Here is a 24898-nt window from a genome sequence, read left to right on the forward strand (position 1 = left end):
TGTGTGCTACTGTAATGTTTGAATTAAAAAAAATCCTCGGCGCAATGCTTATGCCGTTACCGTTATTGGGAATACTGTGCTTTATCGCTCTGGTTATCGCGCTGCGCACCAATAAGCTCAGCGCGTATATTGGTATCTTCGCAATCAGCTTTTTACTGCTGGTCAGCACCCCATTTATTGGCCAACAAATAATAGATCCAAGTTCGCAATTAAAATACACCTTTCACTCAAATCAGCAGCCAGCACTCGATAAAATAGTGGTACTTGGTTGCGACGTAAATCCCAACCCACAACTTAGTGCCAATAGTCAGCTCGGTAATTGTGCTAAAAGTCGCTTAGTTGAAGGCCTGCGGTTAGCCAACATTTACCCTAATGCGCAACTTATTGTTTCAGGCGGTGGCTATGCAAAAGTCACCAATAGTAGCTTGATGCAACAAACTGCCATCAGTTTAGGAGTGGATGCAACGCGCATCAAACAAAACCCCGCAGCCATGGATACCGCCGACGAAGCAAGACTTCTAGCACCCACCCTAGTTGATTTTAAAGTGGCACTGGTCACCTCAGCCAGTCATATGGCACGGGCAAGCGATTTATTTAATGCTCAAGGTGTTGACGTGATCCCTGCCGCTACGGATTTTTATGATTTCTCCGCCTGGCCTACTCACAAACAATATATTCCAAATGTAGAAGTGCTCAAGGCCGTTACCCGTTATTGGCGTGAAGTACTAGGAAGTGCGTGGATAAACGTGCGCCGCTGGATTGATCCAGAAGCGCTCTAAATCAAGTTCAGGGTTACACTGGGTTATCTATATCAATAAAGGTTACATCAAAGCCATGTTGCTCAGCCAATAACTCACCGAGCGCTTTTATACCATAGCGCTCGGTGGCGTGATGGCCTGCGGCAAAAAAATCAATATGCTGTTCTCGGGAGCTATGGATGGTTTGCTCTGATGCCTCGCCAGTTAGGTATGCATCTATGCCTTGGCTTGCCGCCAAATCGATATACCCTTGACCGCCGCCGGTGCACCACGCAATTGTTTCAATTGGTTCATCGCGTACTAAACTAACCAATGGCTCTCGGTTTAATACCCTTGCTATCTTTTGTGCGAACTGTTCGCCACTCATCGGGGTTTTTAATCGCCCTTTTACCGCCACGCTGTTTACCACAGGCTCTAAACCTGCGCTCATTTCCAAGTCAAGTAATTGGGCAAGTTGTGCGTTATTGCCTATTACCGGGTGCACATCAAGAGGAAGGTGGTACGCAAACAAATTTATATCGTGATTAAGCAGCGCAGCTATGCGACGTTTTTTAATCCCGGTAATTGCTTGCGCTTCACCTTTCCAAAAATAGCCATGATGAACTAATATTGTATCTGCGTTATGAGCAATTGCAGCATCTATTAATGCTTGGCTGGCAGTGACACCCGTAACAATTTTTTTGACCTGCTCACGTCCTTCAACTTGTAAGCCATTTGGACAAAAATCTTGGATAGCATCCGGTCTTAAAATAGTATTTAATAAGTGATTAAATTCTCTGCGCTGCATTTTATTATTCCAGATTAGCGTTAAATTCTGTGCAAATTTTGGCGTTTATAGGGCTAAAATGGAAGGAAAATCGCAAAAAATTGAAAAGTAAGTCAAAAATAGGTATAAATAAATATTCTCAATCTGTGTTTACAACGTATAGGGTCTCTGATGAGCAAACTAGACAAAACAGAAGTATTAAATGCCTTTGAAGCTGCATATCAAGCAGCCAACGGTAAGAAACCTGAAATCACCACCAAACCTGGTTGGTACAGCATCGATGGCGGCAAAAATTTACGCCTTGCAGAAGTTGCTGAATTAACAGAGCAGTTAACATCAGGCACAACGTCTGACAAACCTGCCGCTAAAGCACCAGCTAAAAAAACTAAAACTAAAGTAGCTCCCGCTAAAGCAGCTGTTAAAAAAGCGCCATTTACTATAACAACAGCGAATGAAGAAGGTTACACAGCCGAAGAACTTTGGATTGTGTACCTAGCTGAAAAAGATCACGATTGTCGCCTACCGCGCGGTGTTGTGTAAGCTAATTTAGCTGTTATTAAAAAACCGCTTTTAAGCGGTTTTTTTGTGCGTCACGTATTGCGCAACTTTTTTATTTGCGCCGTTAGATAATGTACCGCACAGCACAATAAATACAGTGCCAAGCAACACTGGCATGAGCAGGAAATCCCAACTTTGCCCACTTAACATGATTAGAATAGGGTTCGCACCGGCAGCAGGATGAATGGTGTCTGTCAGCATCATGGCTGTGATAGCCAAACCCGTAGCTACAGCAATGCTAATTGGCTCAACACCCACAAAATTCACAAAAACAACACCAATTAACGCAGTTAAAAAATGCCCTATTATCACGTTTTTTGCTTTTGCTAGCGGGCTGTGTGGCACGCCAAACACTAACACCGCTGTAGCACCAAAAGGGGCCATTAACCAAATTCCATAATTCCCTAAACTTTCTAAATACGCCAACACCAATAATGTCATTGCAGAAAATACACCGGCACTGAGTGCTTTATAAAACGGATAATTCATAGTTACCTCCAAACAAAGTAGACCGACTTGTCTACACGCAGCAGTGTAGACAAGTCGGTCTACTTATGTCAAGCTTACTTTTTGACTAGGAGCAGCCATGGATAAACGTACCCAGATAATTAATACCGCACTCAGTGCCTTCTATCAAAAAGGCATCCATGCGGTAGGCATTAATGAAATACTTAAAGGATCAGGTGTTGCAAAAAAAACGCTTTATAATCATTTCGTCAGTAAAGATGAGTTGATCTGCGCGTGTCTTGAGGTGAGAGATCAGCGTTTTAATACCTGGTTAAGCAAGCAAATTGCAGGCAGTACAACGCCACTAGACGTTGCCTGTGCATTATTTGGTGCTATCGCAACTTGGATAGATAATAAAGCGCCCGAGCTTGGCAATTTTAATGGCTGTTTCTTTATTAATACTGCGGCAGAATATCCTGTGCCCGATCATCCTATTGCTTTGCAGTGCGCAGCACATAAACAAGCGGTGCTAACTCTGCTAATTGATACACTCAGCCAAACGGCGCAATTACAAAACCAGCCCGCTAAAGCCGCTCAACTGGCGCAGCTGCTGATGACTCTAAAAGAGGGCATGATCTGCCAAGCGCGAGTCACGCATACAACGAATCACTTTTTACAAAATCCAGAGTTGTTATGTCAGTTAATGAATGTGCAGCCATAAAAAAAGCGACTATTCAGCCGCTTTTGATTGGTTTATTTAATAATTACTTATCTTCAAAGTACAGTTTGTCACGTGCTTTTTTGCCAACTTCATTCATAGTCGCGGCATCAAACAAGCGACCGTTGATCATAGTGTAATCAACTTTATCTGTATCACGGATATTCGTCAGTGGATTGCCATCGATCACCATTAAGTCAGCCAGTTTACCGACTTCTAATGAACCGATATTTTGATCAAGGCCGATGTACTTTGCCGGATCAAGCGTCGCCGCACGAATTGCCTCAAGTGGTGTCATACCGCCTTGCGCAAACATCCAGATCTCCCAATGCGCGGCAAGTCCTTCGCGCTGGCCATGCGCACCTAAATTCACTAATACGCCCAAATCTTGCAGCTCTTTTGCAACGCGGGCATTATTAAAGTGATTATAGTGATGATCGGGTGCTTTAACGCGACGCATTGAACGCGGTAGCAATTGGTTTTTTGGCACAAATTTACTCAAACGCGGATGATTCCACACGTCTGTTTTATCATACCAATAGTTCTCACCCCAAATCCCGCCATAGGCAACACCGAGCGTTGGCGTGTAACCTACATCACTTTGTGACCAAAGCTGCTTAATGTCATCATAAATATTTGCCACTGGTATTGAATGCTCAATCCCGGTGTGACCATCAACCACCATGGTTAAGTTATGTTGCAGTAATGAGCCGCCTTCTGGTACCACCATCATCTCAAGCTCTCTACCGGCTTCAATCACTTGCTGGCGCTGTTCACGGCGTGGTTGGTTATATGACTTAACACTAAATGCACCGACTTTCTTTAAACGCTCTAGATGAAATTTTGCATCCTCTAACGAATCAATATGCGACGTATAACCAGGCATATTGGCGCCATATAAAATAGTACCGGTTGAGAAGATACGCGGACCAACTATGTTTCCCGCTTTTTGCATTTCGCTGGCAGCAAAAATTTCCGTGGTATCGTTTGATGGATCGTGAATCGTGGTTACACCCAACGATAAACCGGCTAAGTTTTTCCAGTTTTGCTCAGGAATAATTTCATCACTGGCTTGTGAGCCATGCGCGTGCGCATCAACAATCCCTGGCATAATGGTTTTGCCAGTGACGTCGATCACTTGGGCGCCTTTTGGAATGCTAACATCACCGGCGCTGCCAACGGCTTTAATATGCTTGCCATCGGTTAGTAATACGCCATTTTCAATGACTTGCTCACCTTTCATGGTAATAATACGTGCGCCCGTTAAGGCTATCATGCCTTTTGGTTCAGCCATTTTGCTACTAAAGCCAATGTTATCGCCGCTTGTTACTTTAAAATCAGCGTCATCCGCTTTATTTATATCAAATAAACCTGCCAAGCTTGCATGATAAAGCTCAGGGCCTAAGCTCCAATACAGTTTATCGCTGCTGGCGCTCCAGCTGATATTCTCACCGGCACGCACAGATAACTGCTCGATTGGGAACTGGCTGTCTTTAGGACCAATATTAATGGTTTTTCCACTTTGCACTAAAGGAGTAACGAACACTTTAAAGCGTTCTGCAAAAGCTAAATATTTACCATCAGGCGAGACTCTAAACTCAGTGGCATGCTCTGACTCATAAAGCTTAGTGATTTTTTTCGAATCCAGCTCAACCATGCTCAACGTAGGCTTTGGCCACGGGCTCATTACATAAATACGGTCATTTTCTGCTGCAAACTGTGGCTGATAACCACTTTTAGTAATAAGTTCTGCTTTACCGCCTTTACTGCTCACTGCATAAATACCAGGGTGCAAAGACCAATCAGGGTTTAAAATACTGCCACCAGAGGCTTTACGATACACCACCGTTTTACCATCAGGGCTAAAGGTTGGCTCAACATATTTACCCGGCTCTGTGGTGATAGCATCACCACGACCACTGCGTGCAGATACAACTCGTACAGCGCCCTGCTCGTTATCGTCCCAGGTTACATAAACGATTTTTTTACCATCACGGGAAAACTGCGGGAACAACTCAAAGTGATCATCTTCTGTAGTTAAACGTTTAACTTTACCTGACTCTAAATCGCGTTTATAAATATGCCCTAGCGCTTCAAAAATTGCCGTTTCACCATCCGGTGACACCTGCACGTTACGGAGCATTTTTACAGCAAATTCATCGCTATCAATGTTCTGCGTAAAGCGCACTGCTTTTTGAATTTTCTTACTGGTTTTAACTGCAAATGGCACAGTTTCTACATCACCGTCACTTACATCCAGTTTGTGAATAGTACCACCCGCCCAAAACACCAGTTGTTGGTTATCTGGGGTCCAGGCAATGGTTGGATACACACCATGAATAGCCCATGTTTCTTGCATATCACGTTCAAGCTTATCGTATAACTTGGTGTGTTTGCCGCTGGTTAAATCATATAAATACAGGCTCGTTTGGAAGTCGTCACGCTTAATATACGCAAGCTTTTTGCCATCAGGCGAAGGGGTTGGTCGAATTGCACCGCCGACACCATCAATAATCGTTTCTATCTCACCCGTTTGCCGATCATAGCGTTTGATTTTATAAATACCAGCAACGGAATCTTTTGAATAGTGGAAGGTTTTACCCGGTGTTGCATCATGAGAAAAATACACATAACGGCCATCCGGTGAGAACATTGGCTCACCTAAATCTTTTTGGTCATCCGCGCGTTGAGTGAGTTGTACACCTTTACCACCCGCTTTATGATAAAGCCATACTTCACCAGCGCCCAGTGAGCGCGTTGCAGTAAAGTGTTTACGAGCAACTATGTAATCGCCATCAGGACTCCAAGCAGGGCTATTGAGCAGGCGAAACGTTTCATCGGTTACCGGCGTTTGGTTTTCACCATTTACATCCATTAGCCAGATATTATCGCCACCACCTTGATCTGAGGTAAACGCAATATGCTTTCCATCAGGACTAAAACGTGGCTGCATTTGCCATGCAATATCAGAAGTAAGCTGCACCGCTGTGCCACCTGCCATTGGCATGGTATAAATATCACCCAGCAAATCAAATACGATGGTTTTGCCATCAGGGCTAACATCAATATTCATCCAAGTGCCTTGTGAGACACTGATAGCGGCATCAGTAAACTGCCCTTGTGGCGCATCTACTTGCCATTTTTCATCATTATTATCCGCTGCCTGAGCTTGGCCATAAAGTGCCAATGACACAGCAACAGCCATCGCTGTATGAAGCATTGTTTTCATTGCATTCTCGCTTATTTTTATTGCGGTTTTCATCTTATGAACATGATTGCAACAAAAACGGCTGCAAGTTACCAGCGATATCTGATAAAGCGCAGTTATTTGGCGGTTAATGCCATTTTATCGGGTCAAACTGGTAATAACCGACCAACAAACTGTATATTTCAGGGTCGTAATGGCGCAGCTCGGCGGGTTTTTCAAGAAAGGTTTCAGTGACTACAGCAAAAAATTCGGCTTCATTAGTCGCGCCATAACTATGAATAACATGGGGCATATTATAAGCCACATGCGTTTTTAACTGATTATAAGCACGGCTAAAAACACGCCCCCATTGTTGATAATCCGCTTGCTTGGCTAATAACGGCGTGCCGGTTGTTTTTCCAGTTTCTTGATCAAGTTGATGAGCAAACTCATGAAACACTAAATTATGTCCGTCACTGGGCAAACGGTTACCTTCTAATACATCATGCCAGCTCAGTACTAAAGTGCCGCCAGGCCACGACTCTCCTTGGCGTACCGTATTGTGATAACTTACCAGCCCAGCATTGTCACGGGACGTTTGTGGGGCATAATATGCACTAGGGTAAAGCAAAATCTCTTTCACATTTTGATATAAGGGCCATGGTTTGTTGAGCACTAACACGCATGCGTCAGCTGCAACTATCAGCTTCATGGCATCATTTAACTGTAAACCATCACAGCCGATAAAACGTTTCTCATTTAAAAACCACACAATATGACGTTCTAATTTCTCACGATCGCTATCGGTCATTCTTTGGTAGATAGGCATACAACGTAACAGTAATGCTGTTTGTTTTGCGTCTAAACGGTAATCTCGGTATTTCTTTTGCCACAGTCGATTTTGAATTACCGGCCAACGCCAATAAACAGCCACAAACGCAATTAGCGCCAGTATTAATAATCCATTTACCATATGAGTGTCCACTAAAAAGCTATGCAGTATTAATATGTCCGTTGGCTGGTAAATTCAATTAGTTAACTACAAATAAAACGCCGCATATCGATTTAGGAGCTACGGCTCCTTGACATGCTGTTAACCTAAATACAGGTTAACAGCTTGTAGAATTAACGATACAGTGGCTGCCATGCGCAGGTTTTATAACCATAACGCTCGAAATAGAAGCGGTTACAGTTATCATCATAATTACTGTTACCTACATCAATACGATGGCCACTGATGTACTGATTGTGCAGTGACACCTGCTGACCGTTATACAACAGTGTGAAGTGTACATGCGGGCCTGATGATTGACCGCCTTCACACAAGGCCTGATTATAGTTGTTAGCATAACGGCCAAGCCATGCGCCAGGTTGTACATAATCACCACTGGTATATTGTAAGTTAGACATATGATAATAGTTGGTTGCATAACCACTGGAGTGCGTTACGCGAATATTGCACGATGAAAAACGCGTGACTGTGCCGCCATGAGCCGCTTGTACGTATGGTGTATTACTGCCCCAGTTACCCGAACCATTATTAAAATCAAGTGATGAATATGGATAGCCAGAGCCAGTATTTGAATGGGCCCCCCCGCTATACCAATAACCTGATGGCCAAGGTAGATCCATGGAAAAGCTGGCAGCTGTAAACTGTTGACGACTGCTTTTTGCTGCACTTTTTGATGAACGTTGTAGCTGTGCACTACTTTCGGGGAATAAGCTATCAAAAGTGGCTAAAAAGCCTGTTAAATCGCTATTAGCGTGATGAACGTTATCTTGCTCCACGGCTAATTTATTACGCTTTTTAAACACACTAACCAAGGCAGCCGTTGCAGCTGTGCTGCTATTTGTAATGGCCGAGTTGCTTATAGCCGTGCTCGCGTATTTTGATTTTTTTGCCGTCACTTGGCTATCTTGCCACTGTTTGTAAGCATAAAACCGCTGACTTAATTTTGTAACCACATCTTCTACTTGCGCATCAAAACCCCGCTCATCAGATAAACCCGCTAGCGGGTTAGTGCTATCAGCAGCAGGGTTTGAAAGTAAACCGCTTTGCTGTTCAAGCAAGGCTAAAATAATTTTCGGATTAATACTCGCATAACCTGCCCAATGCAGAATAAGCTCTTTTTTATCTTGTAGTGCAGGAGCATGTAGAGCAAAAAAGTTATCCCAGTCTTCATTCAATAAGGCATTATTAAATACAAACTGAGTATCATCAACAGCCAGTAAAGAGTTTAATTTTAGTGATTCAATAGACTGGGCTGTAAACGAAAAATTATCGTGCTTATGACCTTCTGCAAATACCGCAGGTGACACGCCTAAAATACTCGCTAGTGCAAGATTAACTATATTATTTTTCATCTGTTGTTCCTTGTATAAATATCAAAAATATCCCCAACTGGGAACAAAGATATAACATCAAGGTTAAGCAGATGTTAATGAAGTGTTTTAATGTTTACATAAATATATTTTATGTACCTGATATAGCATGGTCTGCAGCGGGCTTTCTCTGATAAAAATAAGCGCATAAAAAATACACAAGCAAATTACAAAAAAGCACATTAAGGATTCAATTGTTTAGCGCTAAATGTATCTGAAAATGTTATTTCTACCCTGTTTCGGCCATTACTTTTTGCTTTATATAATGCCTGATCAGCTTGCGCTAGTAACCGATCATAATCATTAACGTTCAATGAGTCAGCGACACCAAAGCTGACCGTTACAGATAACCCGCTAGCAATATTTGAAAAATCATAATTGGCAATTTCCACCCGTAATTGTTCACATAATTGCGCGGCTTGTTGTGCGGTTTTATTAGGGAATAGTAAGGTAAACTCTTCACCTCCCCAACGAGCGACTTGGCTTGCGTCGCTCTCACCACATTGGCCTAACAAATGAGCAACTACGCAAATTACCCGATCGCCAATAATATGTGACCAACCGTCATTAATTCGTTTGAAATGATCGATATCCATAATCGCAATAGCCAAAGGTAAAGCTTGCTGTTTAAAATCTGAAAAATTATCAGCTAGCCAACTATCAAAGGCACGACGATTTGGCAAATCGGTTAGCTGATCATGAGTTGCTTGATGAGCAAATGCATCCGTTTGCTGTTGCAAGTCTCTAGTTTGTTGCTCGACACGAATCATGAGCTCCTTTTCAATTTTTTTATAATGATAAAGACGATATTGATACAAGGCGTATGCAAGCAATAGTAAAGTAAAAAACATTACCAGTTTGAAGCTTGTTTTTTGCCAAAAATACGACTGAATAACAAAATTTACCGTTTTATAATTATCCTGCCACTGACCATTTGGGTATCCCGCTCGTACCATAAAAGTATATTTACCCGGAGCAAGATTTGTATATTCTGTAATTGTTAAGCGCTGGCGATTTACCCACTCGTTATTATAACCAAGCAATTTTGTTTGAAAGTTGAGCCGCTGCGGCATAATGAAACTCAAGCCAGCATAATGAAATGACAATCGCGACGTACTTGGCGGTAAAAGTAGCACTTCTTCAGCATATAATAACGGGGTATTTTTACCATCTACATACAAATTTTCTATCACTGTTGGCAATGATATTTGCGTGGCTTGTTTTATACGTTCAGGCACAACAGTACTCGCTCCTTGGGAAGTAGCAAACCAAATACTGCCATCATTATGAAGTGTTGCAGCCGGGTTAGAGCCACCATTGGCTTGGGCGCTTAGCATACCATCGCCTTCATCATACAGTTGATACTGTAATTTTTGGCTTTTAGCATTGATTGGATCATCTAAAAAGTCATTCACTTGCTGCTGCTTAACTTGAATGATGCCACGATTACTCGACAACCAAAACGAATCACCTTGTGCCACTAGCTGAAAGAGCTTATCAACTGGTAAACCTTGTTCACGACCCAACATCGCAATATCGCCAGTAATAATATTAAAGCGAATCAAACCTCTATCTGTGGTCATCCACATAAAGTTTTGTTGAGCGTAAAAACCAAATGCATATTCTGCATTAAATTGTTTAGGAAATGCCTGCCCTTTAAATTCCCCTAAGGCACTATTAAACATAGCAACACCAACCCCCGTGCCAACCCAAATGTTGCCATGGCTATCAAGCGCAAGTGCCATAATAAAATCACCAGGTAGACCCTGTTTGGTTGTATATTGAGTTAATGAACCATCGGGTTCTATACGTGTTAGCCCTGCAGCAGAGCCGACCCACAAGCGTTGTTCGTTATCAAACAAAAGTGCTCTGATTTCATTACTTGCTAAGCCATAATCACGATTTATTACTGGGTAGATTTTTTTATCAATAACACGCATTAAACCACTGGTATAAGTACCGACCCAGACATTTCCTTGTTGATCTTCAGCTAAGCTGAGAATTGATAAGGGATCTTGATCAAATGCAGGTTTAATCGCCTCTACTTTATCATCACTAATGCGATTTAAACCTAAGCTACTCCCCACCCAGATACTGCCATCAGGGCGAGAAAGTACGCTGCGTACATAGTCGCCATTAAGTCCACGTTTTTTTGTCCATGACGAAAAAGGGGCTTCGCGTAATCGATAGACACCGCCGTTAGTACCAACCCAGATGCTTTTTTCACGATCCTGCATTAACGATAAAATACGATTTGCCGGTAAACCTGCGTCGGCATCCAGTTGCTCTAAACCAATTTCACTGAGCCTAAAGAGACCTTTATTGATAGTACCAAACCAAATGTCATCATGATCATCTTGTAATAGACTAGAGATAGATTCTCCATCTAATTGGGTATGAATACTTTCAAACATATCACCCACTAATCGCCACGCACCTTTTTCACCTGCAACAATGAGTTGGCCTTGTTTAGTTAATAATACCGAATAAATAGAGCTGTTAGGTAATCCACTACTTGGCGTAACCAATTGTGCCGTTTTATTTTCGACTCGATACAAACCATCGCTAGTAGCGGCCCAGATCACCCCACTCGCATCTTCAACTAATCTATATGCGCTGAAATTAACTAATACCCTATGTTCTGGGCCATTATCAAACTCACGATATGTAACACCGTCGCCTTCTAGTGCTAACCACATTTCACCTGAACGGGTTTTTAAAACATAATTAACCATGGCTGACGCATTGTCTTGCGCAATCCATTGCCTATTTTTTAAATGACTAATACCACCGCGTGCTCCTGAAATATACAAACTGCCATCGGCTTGCGGGGCTAGGCTACGTAAACCGGAATCAGGTAAACCGGCTATTTCTGAGCGGGAAAATAGCTTAAATTCACGACCATTAAAACGGACTAATCCTTCCCAGGTCGCAATCCACACATAACCATCACTGGTTTGCGCAACACTATTAATACTATTATGTGGTAAGCCCGAGCGGGTATTCCATGTTTCAGCAAAATAGTCATTCAGAGGTAAGCGAGTTTGCTCAGCAGCAAAGCTGCTAAAGACAACAAAAATGAAAAAACAAAGACCTAAACGGATCATTATACTAAACGCCTTTGTAATTATGGCGAGCTAACAACTTAGCATTAACACAAATTAAATTAATAATGATTTATTAGTATTTAATTATCATTACATTTCACTGTTCGGCAATTATACTAACATAGTCTTAGTTTTAGTTTCATTAACTAAATAACACAATGTGTTTACGTCTAAACTAAACAGAAAAGTCATCAATACTGCGTTGCAGGTGTTCAATAAACTTTGCCACATGCAAACCATCCATTAATGCATGATGTACATCTATGGAAAGCGGCATTTTTCCGGTTTTGGCATTAAATTTACCAAACACTAATTTTGGAATACCGAAATTATCTGCTTGGCTAAAGGCATGAGAGAAGCTCATAAAATCCAACCAAGGTAACACTGAAATATGCAGCAGATCCGCTTGCCCTTCTGTGCATGCAAAAGCATCTGAAAATAAAGGTTGTTGTTTTGCTGCTAGGCTCACAGCACTGGCATGCACTTGGAAATCAGCAAAGCTAGACTGCGGTAACAAATAACTAAACCGAAAAGTATCATCATCTGCAAGCTCAACAACACTGGCCCGCTGAGTTGTTAATTGCCAAGGCATGTTATCAATAATACGCAGCAGCATTGGCTGATAAGCATGACTGGCCTGTAACGCCGCATAAATATAAGCATGAAAAAATGAACACTGTTGTGCTTTACAATACTGATAAAGTGCTGCCACATCGAGCCGTACACAGACATTAAAATAAGGTTGCGTAAACTCTTTAAACAAAGAGAAGTGTTGTTGGCGTGACCATGAGGTTAAATCGATTGGGGTCATTATTTAAAACTAAACGGCTTAGGGTAAGCGTATCGTGAGTGATTTATTACATAAAGTAAAGGCGTGCAATAACACGCCTATATACCAATCGGCTTAAATATTTAACCATTCTAGCGTGCTAAATAAAGCGCTAACTGCGTTATAAATTTCTAAAGTAGAACAACTACATGTCGAAATTTATGCCTTGTTATCACTCTATTTATCTGTCGCTATAAATGGCTAATAACTTAACACGATTGGTATTCGGCTATTATAAACCGTTTTTGATGATCTCTTGTGCTAGTTCATCGGCAATTAAATGCGTTGATTTTTGCTCTTTTTCACTGCGTGCAAAAATTTCAGTTAGGGTATCGTAAATACCTTCAACATGTTTATTTGACGCTGCAGCAGAGTAACCTTCTGGCGCAGTTTCATAATAAACATTAATGATACCACCGGCGTTGATCACATAATCCGGCGCATACAAAATACCTTTTTCACGAATGATTTCACCGTGACGAGATTCTGCCAATTGGTTGTTTGCGCACCCAGCAATAATAGTCGCTTTAATACGAGGGATCGTTAAATCATTGACTGTAGCACCTAGTGCACATGGCGCATAAACGTCTACATCAAGGTCATAGATCTCGTCGATGCTCACCGCAGTTGCGGCAAAGTCATTGACAACACGGTCAATCGCTACTTGGTTAATGTCGGTCACAAATAATTGTGCACCGGCTTCATGTAAGTGTTTACATAAACCATAAGCAACGGCGCCTAACCCTTGTACCGCGACTTTAATACCTGTTAGGTCCTGATCACCACGTTGATGCTGTAACGCGGCTTTAATGCCTAAAAAAGTACCATAAGCAGTAAATGGTGATGGATTACCACTTTTACCTTCAAGGCCTAACACATAGTTAGTTTCTTTGTTCATAATGGCAACATCTTCGCAGGTGATGTTAACATCTTCGGCTGAGTAATAGCTGCCATTTAAACGCTCTAATTGACGGCCAAAGGCACGAAATAGCTGCTCAGATTTAATCTCTTTCGCATTACCAATGATCACAGATTTACCGCCACCAAATGGCAGGCGTGCTACTGCATTCTTATAGGTCATACCTTTTGATAAACGCAGCGCATCAACGATAGCATCATCATCACTTGCATAGTCCCACATTCTGCAACCACCAACGGCAGGACCCAGATTAGTATTATGTACGGCAATAATTGCTCGAAGCCCTGATTCTTTATCTGCACAAAAAACCACTTGTTCGTGGTTATCAAAGTCAACTTGATTAAACACAGCCACTTTATCTTACTCCGAAATTTGTAACCCGTGAGAGGGTATGCACGCTGAAATTGCCGAGACTTTATCACTTCAAATTGCGCCTTACCACTATATGAGATGATAAAACTAATCAAAATAACTAAACATCATAAACAAATGCAATAAGACAAATTAGCCGCATATTTAATCCACAAAAAATACAAAAACAACAACTTAAATGCACATTAATTGAAAGATTACAAATATAGCTTTACGTGAACGTAAAAGGCAAGTTTAGTGTAAAGTAAATATTACAACCAGAATAACGGGAATATATGTTTAAATAGAGTAAGTTATGCGCGGAGTTAGGGATTCATTGAAACTGGTCAGATCTGATAAGCGGTATTTAACATTCGCTAAATACCGCACAAAATCAACGGCGGTTTATTTTAATTTACCGTCTAACTCTTCGATCTTTGCTTTCCAAATCGCAGGACCTTGCGTATGCGCATTTGCGCCTTCGCTATCTACCGCAACTGTAACTGGCATATCTTCTACTTCAAACTCATAGATAGCTTCCATACCTAAGTCTTCAAACGCCACAACACGGGCTTTTTTGATTGCTTTCGATACTAAGTATGCCGCACCACCTACTGCCATCAAATACACTGACTTGTTGTTTTTGATAGATTCAACGGTTGCAGGGCCACGCTCTGCTTTACCAATCATCCCAATGATGCCGGTTTTCTCTAACATCATGTCGGTAAATTTATCCATCCGTGTTGCAGTTGTTGGGCCTGCTGGACCTACTGCTTCATCACGTACCGCATCAACTGGGCCAACGTAGTAGATAAACTTATTATCAAAATCCACGCCCTCTGGTAAACCTTCACCTGAATTGATCATATCTTGTAAACGTTTATGCGCCGCATCACGACCGGTTAAAATAGTGCCTGACAATAATACTGTCTCGCCCATTTTCCACTCGCGGGTATCTTCTTTGGTTAACGTATTTAAATCAACGCGGCGTGTGCCTTCACCTACTTCAAACGTTACTTCTGGCCAATCTTCAAGTTTTGGCGCTTTTAAGTTCGCAGGGCCTGAACCATCTAGGGTAAAGTGAACATGGCGAGTCGCGGCACAATTTGGGATCATTACCACAGGTTTTGATGCGGCGTGTGTTGGTGCGGTTTTAATTTTTACATCAACAACCGTTGTTAAACCACCTAAACCTTGCGCACCAATACCAAGTTTATTAGCACGTTCAAAAATATCTAAACGCAACTTTTCTTCGGTAGTTTGTGCACCACGTTCCATAAGCTCATGGATATCAACAGGATCCATCAGGGATTCTTTTGCTAGTACCGCTGCTTTTTCAGCCGTGCCACCAATACCTATGCCTAGCATACCCGGTGGGCACCAACCAGCCCCCATGGTCGGTAAGGTTTTTTCAACCCATGCCGCTACGTCATCAGATGGGTTCAGCATCACCATTTTGGTTTTATTTTCTGAGCCGCCGCCTTTGGCTGCAACCATCACTTCTACTTCGCCGCCTGCCACTAAATCAATGTGTACCACTGATGGCGTGTTGTCTTTGGTGTTTTTACGGGTGCCTGCTGGATCTGCAACAATCGATGCACGTAAAGGATTATCTGGGTTCAAATAAGCACGACGCGTTCCTTCATCAACCATTTGTTGTACGGTTAAATCGGTTTTATCCCATTTCACATCCATACCTACTTTTACAAAGCAGGTAATAATGCCGGTGTCTTGGCATAGCGGGCGCTTACCTTCAGCCGACATACGCGAGTTAATTAAAATTTGCGCGATGGCATCTTTAGCCGCTTTACTTTGCTCTTTGTTATAGGCTTTTTCGAGTGCTTGTACAAAATCAAGTGGGTGATAAAACGAAATATATTGCAGAGCATCTTCAATGCTATCAATAAAGTCTTGCTGACGAATTGTACTCATAGGGGTTCCTTAAGTTACCTTTACGTATTTTTATACACGTAACATAAATCAAACCGGTGACGGTGGTTTGCAAAGCCATAGGCAGCCTTTGTTATTCACTAAACGCTGCCAAAAAATTTTAACTTATGATACCCTCCCAGCCCGTTTCGAGCCAGTTTTTCAGGGTAAAAAAATAGATGATAAAGCAACAAAAAACCTGTATTCAATTAGACATTTCGCTCAACTGTGTAGAGGTTTTCGCCTATTTTGCTGATTTACCTTATGCAGTACTGCTCGACTCTGCCAATAGCGAGCATATCAATAGCCGTTATGATCTGATTGCTATAGCCCCTAGCATGCGCCTAGAAGTTAAAAATAATCACACTTATATTGATGACCAGCTGACAACGCAAGACTGCTTTAGTGTCATCCAAAACGAGCTTGCCAAGCTTGATGCCAGCAAAACACAGCACGACTTACCGTTTAGCGGTGGTTGGCTAGGTTATTTTGGTTACGACTTAGGCCGCGTCATTGAACACTTACCTGAACAAGCAATTGATGATATTGCTATGCCACAAATGGCGATTGGTCTGTACCCTGATGCATTAATTTACGACAAGCAGCTCGGCCATTGGTTTTATATCGCGCAGCCAAATATTGATAGACGAGCCCTGTACCTTGAGCCGTTAACAACCGCAACACCACTTTATTCTGCATTTGAGATAACCCGTGACTGGTCATCAAATATGAGCCTTGCTCAATACAGCGATAAATTTGCCAAAATCCAAGCATACTTAAACAGTGGCGATTGCTACCAAATCAACTTAGCACAACGCTTTACCGCGCAATATCAAGGTTCGCCGTGGCAAGCTTACTGCACTTTACGTGATGCCAACAAAGCGCCCTTTTCCAGTTTTATTAATCACCCCGATGGCGCTATTGTATCTATTTCGCCAGAGCGGTTTATCGCCATCAAGCAAGGTTACATTGAAACTAAGCCCATCAAAGGCACCTTGCCGCGCTGCGCAAACGAGCAAGAAGATGCTGCACAAGCCACTCGCTTACAAAATTCAGCGAAAGATCGCGCCGAGAATGTGATGATTGTTGATTTACTGCGTAACGACTTAGGTAAAGTTGCCAAACCCGGTAGCGTACACGTGCCTTCGTTGTTTGCGATTGAGAGCTTTCCGGCCGTACACCATTTAGTCAGTACAGTTACAGCGCAATTAGCCGCTGATAAAACCGCCGTTGATCAGCTCAAAGCGGCTTTCCCTGGAGGCTCAATTACTGGCGCACCAAAAATACGTGCGATGGAAATTATTGAAGAATTAGAACCACATCGCCGCAGTATTTACTGTGGCTCAATTGGTTACTTAAGTGCTTGTGGCAATATGGATACCAGCATTACCATTCGCACCTTAGTGTGTCATAACCAGCATATTTATTGTTGGGCTGGCGGCGGCATTGTGGCTGACTCCCAAGTGGAGTTGGAATACCAAGAAACTTACGATAAAGTAAATAAAATTTTGCCTTTATTGAAGTGATCCTCTTGAATAGCCGACAACTTATGGCTCGTTTTCAGCTAACTGCGCCCAATACTGACATTCCAGCGCATCATGCTTATTTACAAGGCACTCAACGCGCTAGTGCCGTGATGCTGCCATTGATTGATATCGACAACATTGCGCACATTTTATTATGTAAACGGCCAACCTTTTTAAATCATCACCCTGGCGAAATTTGTTTGCCCGGCGGTAAATATGAACACAGTGATATCGATTTACGTGACACCGCCCTGCGCGAGTTAAATGAGGAGCTTAATATTGCTGCTGAGAATGTCCGTGTGATTGGCCAATTACCCGATTATTCTACTCTTACCGGCTTTACCATCACGCCATTTGTTGGTGTGCTCGCAGCGAATACCCAATGGCAACCCGATCACAATGAAGTTGCAGCAAGTTTTTTACTGCCCATTAACGCCTTAGCGAATGTAAACAATTGGCAACCCTTAGCGTTTGAACGACGCGGAAAGGTAATTACTTTACAAGGCTTTTCAACCCCTTATGGATTGCTCTGGGGGGCAACGGCAAGCATTATAAAAAACTTTACAAAACAGCTCGCCATACCAGTTTAAATCTCTGCCGCAAAGGGTTACAAGGCTACAATTACGGGTTATTATGTGCGACCGTTCAAAGGCAGCAATCGTGCTGAGTAAAAGTAGAGTAAAGTTATTATGATCAGTGCATTTGATATGTTTAGTATTGGCATTGGCCCGTCGTCTTCACACACAGTCGGTCCTATGCGTGCATCGCGTTTATTCGTTAACGAACTACAACAACAAAATTTATTAACCGATGTCACCAGCGTTAAAGTGGAGCTATATGGTTCATTAGGCCAAACTGGCATTGGCCATGGCTCTGGTAAAGCCGTTATTTTAGGGCTTGCCGGTTACGATCCGGAAACCATAGATGCTGATTTAGTTGACGATATTCTCGCTAAAATTGAAAACGAACAAGTTATCTATTTAAATCAAGTTCATAAAGCTAAGTTCCCAAAACAAGGGGCGATCGTATTTCATCGTCGCAAAACCTTACCTAAACACTCAAATGCCATGGAAATCATTGCATTCAAAGGTGACGAAAAACTCCACAGTAAAGTATATTATTCAATTGGTGGCGGCTTTATTGTTACCGATGAAGAATTTGAAAAAGAAAAACAAGCAGCGCTGGATATTCGCGAAGAAAACCCAGCCCCCTTTCCTTTTGGCAGCGCCAAAGAATTGCTTGAGATGTGTAAAGAGTCGGGTTTTAGCGTATCAAGCTTGATGATGAAAAATGAAAAAACCTTGCGCACAGAAGATGAAATAAAAGATGAGCTATTCAATATTTGGCAAGTAATGAAAGCCTGTATTGAACGCGGTATGCGCACCGAAGGCATTTTACCCGGTGGTTTAAAAGTAAAGCGCCGTGCCCCGAGTTTGTATTTAAAGCTCAATATTGAAGTTAGTAACGATCCACTGCGAGCGATGGACTGGGTAGACTTATTTGCCCTTGCCGTTAACGAAGAAAACGCCGCCGGTGGCCGTGTGGTTACGGCACCGACAAATGGCGCAGCGGGCATTTTACCTGCGGTACTTATGTACTATCACACCTTTATTAAAGAAGTTGACCGCGATATCGCAACGCGCTACTTACTCACTGCCGCTGCGATTGGCATCTTATATAAAAAGAATGCCTCAATTTCAGGCGCTGAAGTAGGTTGCCAAGGTGAAGTAGGTGTTGCCTGCTCTATGGCTGCCGGTGCACTGACAGAAATTGTTGGTGGCAGCGTATTGCAGGTAGAAAATGCCGCCGAGATTGGCATGGAACATAACCTAGGTTTAACCTGCGATCCGGTCGGTGGCTTAGTACAAGTGCCCTGTATCGAACGTAATGCAATGGGCGCGATTAAAGCGATTAACGCATCACGCTTAGCTATTCGTGGCAGTGGCGAGCAAAAGGTATCACTGGATAAAGTGATCAAAACCATGCTCGATACCGGCAATGATATGAAAACCAAATACAAAGAAACCGCACGGGGTGGTTTGGCTGTAAACATTATTGAATGCTAATTTTTTAAGATGCTCAAAAAAGCCGCTCGATGCGGCTTTTTTATTTGCAATATTAGCTACTTAACTGGCAACTCGATATCTTCAAACAACTTATCAACGTCCTCTTGATTACGCAATAAGCTGGCTCGTTCCACCCGCTCTTTGGTTAAATGCGGTGCAAAACGTTCTATAAAGTCATACATATAGGTGCGTAAGAAACTGCCTTTTCGAAAGCCAATTTTAGTGGTGCTCGCTTCAAATAAGTGACTTGCATCAATACACACTAAATCAGTATCTGCAATTTGATCAATCGCCATTGATGCAACAACACCCACACCTAGACCTAAGCGTACGTAGGTTTTAATCACATCTGCATCCGTTGCAGTAAATACAATATGCGGTTCAAGTCCCTGCGCATTAAAGGCTTTATCAAGCTCTGAGCGACCAGTAAAACCAAATACATAGGTAATTAACGGATACTGGGCGATATCAGCAACGGTTAAAGATCCCGCTTTTTTCGCAAGTGGATGGTCTTTAGCAACTACGATACTACGGTTCCAGTGATAACACGGCAACATCACTAAGTCTGAATATAAGTGCAGTGCTTCGGTGGCAATGGCAAAATCGGCATCCCCGCGCGCCGCTGCATCGGAAATTTGTTGTGGCGTACCTTGATGCATGTGTAATGACACCGCTGGATACTTTTTCATAAAGCCTTGGATCACGCTTGGCAGCGCATAACGGGCCTGTGTATGTGTGGTAGCAATATTTAACTTACCTTGATCTGGTAAGGTATGTTCATTTGCTACCGCTTTGATGCCTTCGACCTTGGAAAGTATTTCACGAGAAATGTTAATAATTTCAGTGCCTGCACTCGTAACATGAGTGAGGTGCTTACCACTTCGACCAAAAATTTGCACACCCAACTCATCTTCTAACATACGTACTTGTTTAGAAATACCTGGTTGCGAGGTAAATAAACTTTCAGCTGTTGCTGAAACATTTAGTTTATGATTTTGGACTTCGACGATGTATCTGAGTTGTTGTAATTTCATGGCTGCATTTTTTAGTGTAGTTATACTGCTTATTTATAAATGCTACATCACGTCAAGCCAAGTGTTTTCTACTCAATAATAGAAAAAGACTCTCTGGGATCAGAATTATAAGGTTATGTGCTTAGGCTAGCATAAACCCTCGTATTGAGGTAGCCATCTTTTTAACGGAACCCCAAAATGAAAAAAAATCATAATCCGTATAGGAATAAATAATGAGAAAATAAATTCTTTTTTGACATAAATAGCGCAAAACTACCCTGTTAGCATATATTTAATGTAAGATAAAAATTATTAGCTTGTGAAACCTGAGACCTAAACCATGATCGTTTCTATTATTATTATGTTGATTGTTGCACTAATTGTCATTGCCCTGTGGGTCAGTGCGGTACAACAGCATAAAGAGAAACAAGAAACCGAACGTCGCAAAGATTTAACTAAACAAAAAAAAATCATTGAAGAATCGGAAGACGTATTACTAAATAGTGCTAACATCCCCATGTCTGAGCATATTTTACGTATTCTGCAGCGCCGTATTCATGATGCTTTAGTAACTATGGTGCAACTTTCTCCCAATTCTAAAGAGTTAAAAAATCGCTTAAAAGAAGCAAAAGAACGGTTGAGTAACCAACTTGTTGACGCCACTAATTCAGAGAACTTAGTGTTACCTGATAACGACAAACAATTGATATCACTGATCCAAGCTATTAAAAAATTACGCGCAGTGCTTCGCTCTGAGCATGGTAAAGGTAAAGTTGATAGCCAGATTTTTGTTGCTGAAGATAAGCGTTTAGAAAAACTGCAATTAAGAATTAACATAGAAAGCCAAATTAAACGGGGTATCTCCGCTCGCTCAGCCAACATGGTGGGTTCAGCACGGCAATACTTTGAAAAAGCCTACGCTACATTATCAGCAGTGGCCTACAGCGACGACTATATCACTGGGAAACGTCAAGAATTAGAGGGTTACTTAGAAGCTATTAGTACTGAATTAAAAGCATCAAATGCAACGGCACTGAAGAAGAAAGCCGAACAAGAGCAAGACGATTTAGATGTATTATTTGCACCAAAGAAAAAGTGGTAAGCCACTTTTTCTTTGCATGAGTCGTTAAAAACCGATTTACGATAAAAACGCGAACTTAACCACAAACATCGCCGTCAAGATCCACACACTAATACTCACTTCATCACGTTTGCCACACAATACTTTTACCGCCGTGTACGAGATAAAGCCAAGCGCAATACCATGTGCAATCGAAAACGTCAGTGGTGTCATCAGTAATACAACACTCACTGGGATCGCATCAGTCATATCATCCCAATTTACAAACTTGAGATTTTGTAGCATCAATACCGCAACATATAAGATAGCGCCTGCAGTAGCATATGCTGGCACCATTTTAGCCAGCGGCGCAAAAAACATCATCAGTAAAAAACACAAACCAACAACCACCGCAGTTAAGCCTGTACGACCACCAACAGAAACCCCTGCAACCGATTCAATATAGGACGTTGTTGTAGAAGTACCAAGCACCGAGCCTGCAATGGTTGCTGTGCTATCAGCACTGAGTGCACGACCTAACCGCGGCATATTACCTTTTTCATCAGCAAGGCCCGCTTTTTGCGTTACCGCCACCAAAGTGCCTGATGTATCAAATAAATCAACAAACAAAAATGCAAAAATAACACTGAGCATTGACAACTCAAGTGCCGCAGCAAAATCAAGTTGCATAAAGGTAGGTAAAATTGAAGGTGGCATAGACATCACCCCTTGATACTCAACTAAACCTAAACTTAACGCTATGACAGTAACTAATAAGATACTGATCAGTACGCCACTTTTAAAATCACGATACAACAAAGCTGCAATAACAAAAAAGCTGAAAATTGCCAGCAATGGCCCTGCTGCAGTGATATCACCTAACTGTACTAAGGTGGCAGGGCTTGCCACAATAATACCGGCATTTTTTAGCGCGATTAACGCTAAGAATGCGCCAATCCCCGTGGCTATTGCTTGCTTTAATACCAAAGGGATTGCGTTAATGATCCACTCTCTGACTTTAAACAAACTTAAAAACAAAAAGATACAGCCCGACATAAACACCGCACCTAATGCAGCCTGCCAGGTATAGCCCATGCCAAGTACAACACCATAAGTAAAAAAGGCATTTAACCCCATACCTGGAGCCAGTGCTAACGGGTAATTAGCCCAAAGACCCATAATAAAACAACCAATCGCGGCTGCTATACAGGTTGCAACAAACGCCGCGCCCTGATCCATACCAGCTTCAGCTAACATTGCAGGGTTTACAAAAACAATATAAACCATTGTAATAAAAGTTGTGAGGCCAGCAATACATTCACGGCGCACAGTTGAATTGTGCTCGCTAATTTTAAATAACGCGTCAAGCATAGATGAGTTTCATTTTAGATAAGAATAATTGTGCAATTTTATCATATATTTCAAGAATAGCAGGACATTTTACCTTGTATTAGACTAAACTTACGCGGTAATAGACAACAATAATATATGTGGCACTATGACAGATACCTCGCCAATTGGCTTAGATTTAGAACAACAGCTAGATAACGTGTTATCGTTTATCACTCAACCAAACCGCCCCCCACAGGGTGACGCTAAAGCTGATACACCACAAAGCACGGTGAATAAAGCGCTGTATTATTTAAAAAATGAACAAGCCCCTCTCGCCGCTAAATGGATGCGCCTGGCAGCGATGTCAGGAGATCACCGAGCACAGTTTTATCTCGGGTTATTTTTTATCAAAGGCCAAGGCGTGCCCAGTAGTGTATTTCATGGTGCAGTATGGCTAAGTTTAGCTAGTAGCCAAGACTATGCACCCGCGACTGCAGCTCTGGCAGATCTTCGTAAACATCTCACTACACGTCGTTTTAAAGATGCTCAGTGCTACGCTGCAACACTGTATGAACAGATCCATCAGCAGCAATTTGCGCATCTGATCCCAACTACTGTATAAAAAAATAATAACCACCACTTTATATTGAGTAAAATACCAACAGCATGAAATAATAATTAAGGGATTGATTTTTATTTTAAATTTCAATTTTACTATGTATTAAATCTGCACAGCGAACATTAAAAATTACAAATCGTATAAAAAATTAGCAAAAAACACTTGCACCAAACAACTGTATAAACTACTGTATACACATACTGTATAAACAACCAGTGAGTGAACATTATGTTACAGCCAATTACCGTAAGAACTGTTAAAAGCTACCAACGAGATAACCAAAGCGCATCAGTTAACTTAATTCAAATTGAAGATGAGATCTCAGCAACGTTTGAATTACTAAAGGTATTGCACCATTACAATAATCAAAATGCATGGACATTACTGATTGCACCCGATCATGTACCGAGTAAAGCGTTACTTGATTCATGCTCTATTGATACCAGTAAACTACTAGTGATACGTCAAAAGCATCTTGTGAATTTAGCGTATGTTTTAAACTCAGCATTACATAATGGTAATTTTGCAGCAGTGATCACTTGGACTGACATCGTAAAAGATAATCAAATTGCGGATCTATCGCTAAACTTAGATCAAGCAAGTGCAAAGTTATACTGCTTTACTAAAACCCAACAAAGTACCGATATGGCATTGGCGCAATAAGCTGTTAAAATAACGTTTTTGCATAAAACCAATTTAACATGACTTCACTTACTAACAGTAATTGCTTATGCGGCAGTCAACACAGTTACCAAGACTGCTGCCAAAAGCTGCATTTAGGCACAGAGCAAGCAACCACGGCAGAGCAACTGATGCGCTCTCGTTATGTTGCTTATGCATTGAAAAATGCCAAGTATATTTATCAAACTTATGTCCAAGCAAAACAAGCTGAAAATCCAGTCAAAGAAATCGCTGAGTTTGCCAACAGCTGTCGTTTTATAAAATTAGCCGTAGTCAGTGCCGAGCAACACGAGTCCACTGCTGATGTTGAATTTTGCGTTAGTTATTTTTATCAAAACTTATTTTGCCAGCTGCATGAAAAATCAAATTTTATAAAAGAAGCTGGATTATGGCGCTATTTAGATGGTGAGATTTTCCCTGTTGCTGATCTTAAAATTAACCGTAACGATGAATGTCCATGCGGTAGCGGTAAAAAATATAAAAAGTGCCACAGCGTGTAGATAATTCCCTTGCATACATTGATGCTGCAATAAACTTTCCTGCAGCATGGCTGCTCTTTAGCTTAGCGAACGACCCACTAACAACCTAAATCGACTCACTGAAGTTGCTATAGCAGTCGTCATCAACGTTATGATTTGTAAGCTGAACGC

General features: G+C 41.8%; 21 protein-coding genes. 10 read left to right on the forward strand and 11 right to left on the reverse strand.

Annotated features, from left to right (window positions below):
• Window positions 1–14 precede the first annotated feature (14 nt).
• The gene (locus ENH88_RS18935) at window positions 15–779 is read left to right on the forward strand and encodes a YdcF family protein (RefSeq protein WP_304184698.1); all 765 of its coding nucleotides are present in this window, start codon (window positions 15–17) and stop codon (window positions 777–779) included.
• Between the two features lie 13 nt (window positions 780–792).
• Here ENH88_RS18935 and ENH88_RS18940 read toward each other — a convergent pair whose 3' ends face one another.
• Window positions 793–1545 (reverse strand): Nif3-like dinuclear metal center hexameric protein, encoded by a 753-nt coding sequence (locus ENH88_RS18940; protein ID WP_304184699.1) that lies wholly within the window; start codon window positions 1543–1545, stop codon window positions 793–795.
• Window positions 1546–1695: 150 nt separating this feature from the next.
• Here ENH88_RS18940 and ENH88_RS18945 point away from each other — a divergent pair, with 150 nt between their 5' ends.
• Window positions 1696–2064 (forward strand): hypothetical protein, encoded by a 369-nt coding sequence (locus tag ENH88_RS18945; RefSeq protein WP_301562367.1) that lies wholly within the window; start codon window positions 1696–1698, stop codon window positions 2062–2064.
• Between the two features lie 30 nt (window positions 2065–2094).
• On the opposite strand, the gene ENH88_RS18950 is transcribed toward ENH88_RS18945, so the two are convergent.
• The gene (locus tag ENH88_RS18950) at window positions 2095–2571 is read right to left on the reverse strand and encodes an HPP family protein (RefSeq protein WP_304184700.1); all 477 of its coding nucleotides are present in this window, start codon (window positions 2569–2571) and stop codon (window positions 2095–2097) included.
• A 97-nt stretch (window positions 2572–2668) separates the two neighbouring features.
• Here ENH88_RS18950 and ENH88_RS18955 point away from each other — a divergent pair, with 97 nt between their 5' ends.
• The gene (locus tag ENH88_RS18955) at window positions 2669–3250 is read left to right on the forward strand and encodes a TetR/AcrR family transcriptional regulator (RefSeq protein ID WP_192540778.1); all 582 of its coding nucleotides are present in this window, start codon (window positions 2669–2671) and stop codon (window positions 3248–3250) included.
• A gap of 43 nt (window positions 3251–3293) precedes the next feature.
• Here ENH88_RS18955 and ENH88_RS18960 read toward each other — a convergent pair whose 3' ends face one another.
• The 7 genes from ENH88_RS18960 to ENH88_RS18990 form a co-directional block, all read right to left on the reverse strand.
• The gene (locus tag ENH88_RS18960) at window positions 3294–6476 is read right to left on the reverse strand and encodes an amidohydrolase family protein (RefSeq protein WP_304184702.1); all 3183 of its coding nucleotides are present in this window, start codon (window positions 6474–6476) and stop codon (window positions 3294–3296) included.
• A gap of 106 nt (window positions 6477–6582) precedes the next feature.
• Entirely contained in the window at window positions 6583–7407 is an 825-nt protein-coding gene (locus ENH88_RS18965; protein ID WP_304184703.1) for a M90 family metallopeptidase, read from the reverse strand.
• 152 nt (window positions 7408–7559) lie between these two features.
• On the reverse strand, window positions 7560–8798 hold the full coding sequence (locus ENH88_RS18970; protein WP_304184704.1) for a M23 family metallopeptidase: 1239 nt from the start codon (window positions 8796–8798) through the stop codon (window positions 7560–7562).
• Between the two features lie 200 nt (window positions 8799–8998).
• Window positions 8999–11923 (reverse strand): ligand-binding sensor domain-containing diguanylate cyclase, encoded by a 2925-nt coding sequence (locus ENH88_RS18975; protein ID WP_304184705.1) that lies wholly within the window; start codon window positions 11921–11923, stop codon window positions 8999–9001.
• Window positions 11924–12098: 175 nt separating this feature from the next.
• Window positions 12099–12734, reverse strand: coding sequence for a CatA-like O-acetyltransferase (locus tag ENH88_RS18980; RefSeq protein ID WP_304184706.1), 636 nt, complete (start codon window positions 12732–12734; stop codon window positions 12099–12101).
• Between the two features lie 250 nt (window positions 12735–12984).
• On the reverse strand, window positions 12985–14025 hold the full coding sequence (locus ENH88_RS18985; RefSeq protein ID WP_304184707.1) for a Leu/Phe/Val dehydrogenase: 1041 nt from the start codon (window positions 14023–14025) through the stop codon (window positions 12985–12987).
• A 402-nt stretch (window positions 14026–14427) separates the two neighbouring features.
• On the reverse strand, window positions 14428–15954 hold the full coding sequence (locus ENH88_RS18990; protein ID WP_304184709.1) for a fumarate hydratase: 1527 nt from the start codon (window positions 15952–15954) through the stop codon (window positions 14428–14430).
• 176 nt (window positions 15955–16130) lie between these two features.
• Between ENH88_RS18990 and pabB the strand changes: the two genes are divergently transcribed.
• The 3 genes from pabB to ENH88_RS19005 all read left to right on the forward strand — a co-directional run bounded on the left by pabB (window position 16131) and on the right by ENH88_RS19005 (window position 19543).
• Entirely contained in the window at window positions 16131–17477 is a 1347-nt protein-coding gene (pabB, locus tag ENH88_RS18995; RefSeq protein ID WP_304184711.1) for an aminodeoxychorismate synthase component I, read from the forward strand.
• Window positions 17478–17482: 5 nt separating this feature from the next.
• A complete protein-coding gene (locus tag ENH88_RS19000) occupies window positions 17483–18067 on the forward strand; it encodes an NUDIX hydrolase (protein ID WP_414704866.1) in 585 nt (194 codons plus the stop codon).
• 99 nt (window positions 18068–18166) lie between these two features.
• A complete protein-coding gene (locus ENH88_RS19005; protein ID WP_304184715.1) occupies window positions 18167–19543 on the forward strand; it encodes an L-serine ammonia-lyase in 1377 nt (458 codons plus the stop codon).
• Window positions 19544–19599: 56 nt separating this feature from the next.
• On the opposite strand, the gene cysB is transcribed toward ENH88_RS19005, so the two are convergent.
• Window positions 19600–20577, reverse strand: coding sequence for an HTH-type transcriptional regulator CysB (gene cysB, locus ENH88_RS19010; protein ID WP_304184717.1), 978 nt, complete (start codon window positions 20575–20577; stop codon window positions 19600–19602).
• Window positions 20578–20896: 319 nt separating this feature from the next.
• On the opposite strand from cysB, the gene ENH88_RS19015 reads away from it, so the two are divergent.
• Entirely contained in the window at window positions 20897–21658 is a 762-nt protein-coding gene (locus tag ENH88_RS19015) for a hypothetical protein (RefSeq protein ID WP_304184718.1), read from the forward strand.
• Window positions 21659–21694: 36 nt separating this feature from the next.
• Here the strand turns inward: ENH88_RS19015 and ENH88_RS19020 are convergent, their stop codons facing one another.
• The gene (locus ENH88_RS19020; RefSeq protein WP_304184720.1) at window positions 21695–22987 is read right to left on the reverse strand and encodes an NCS2 family permease; all 1293 of its coding nucleotides are present in this window, start codon (window positions 22985–22987) and stop codon (window positions 21695–21697) included.
• A gap of 127 nt (window positions 22988–23114) precedes the next feature.
• Between ENH88_RS19020 and ENH88_RS19025 the strand changes: the two genes are divergently transcribed.
• From ENH88_RS19025 to ENH88_RS19035, 3 genes are all read left to right on the forward strand, one after another.
• Window positions 23115–23570, forward strand: a complete 456-nt coding sequence (locus tag ENH88_RS19025; RefSeq protein WP_304184721.1) for a tetratricopeptide repeat protein — start codon at window positions 23115–23117, stop codon at window positions 23568–23570.
• Between the two features lie 225 nt (window positions 23571–23795).
• Complete coding sequence (locus ENH88_RS19030; protein ID WP_304184723.1) at window positions 23796–24230, forward strand: SulA-like leucine-rich domain-containing protein; 435 nt, start codon at window positions 23796–23798, stop codon at window positions 24228–24230.
• A 38-nt stretch (window positions 24231–24268) separates the two neighbouring features.
• On the forward strand, window positions 24269–24748 hold the full coding sequence (locus ENH88_RS19035; protein WP_304184724.1) for a YchJ family protein: 480 nt from the start codon (window positions 24269–24271) through the stop codon (window positions 24746–24748).
• Window positions 24749–24898 lie beyond the last annotated feature (150 nt).

This window comes from Pseudoalteromonas prydzensis, from assembly GCF_011050055.1.
GTDB lineage: Bacteria > Pseudomonadota > Gammaproteobacteria > Enterobacterales > Alteromonadaceae > Pseudoalteromonas > Pseudoalteromonas prydzensis_A.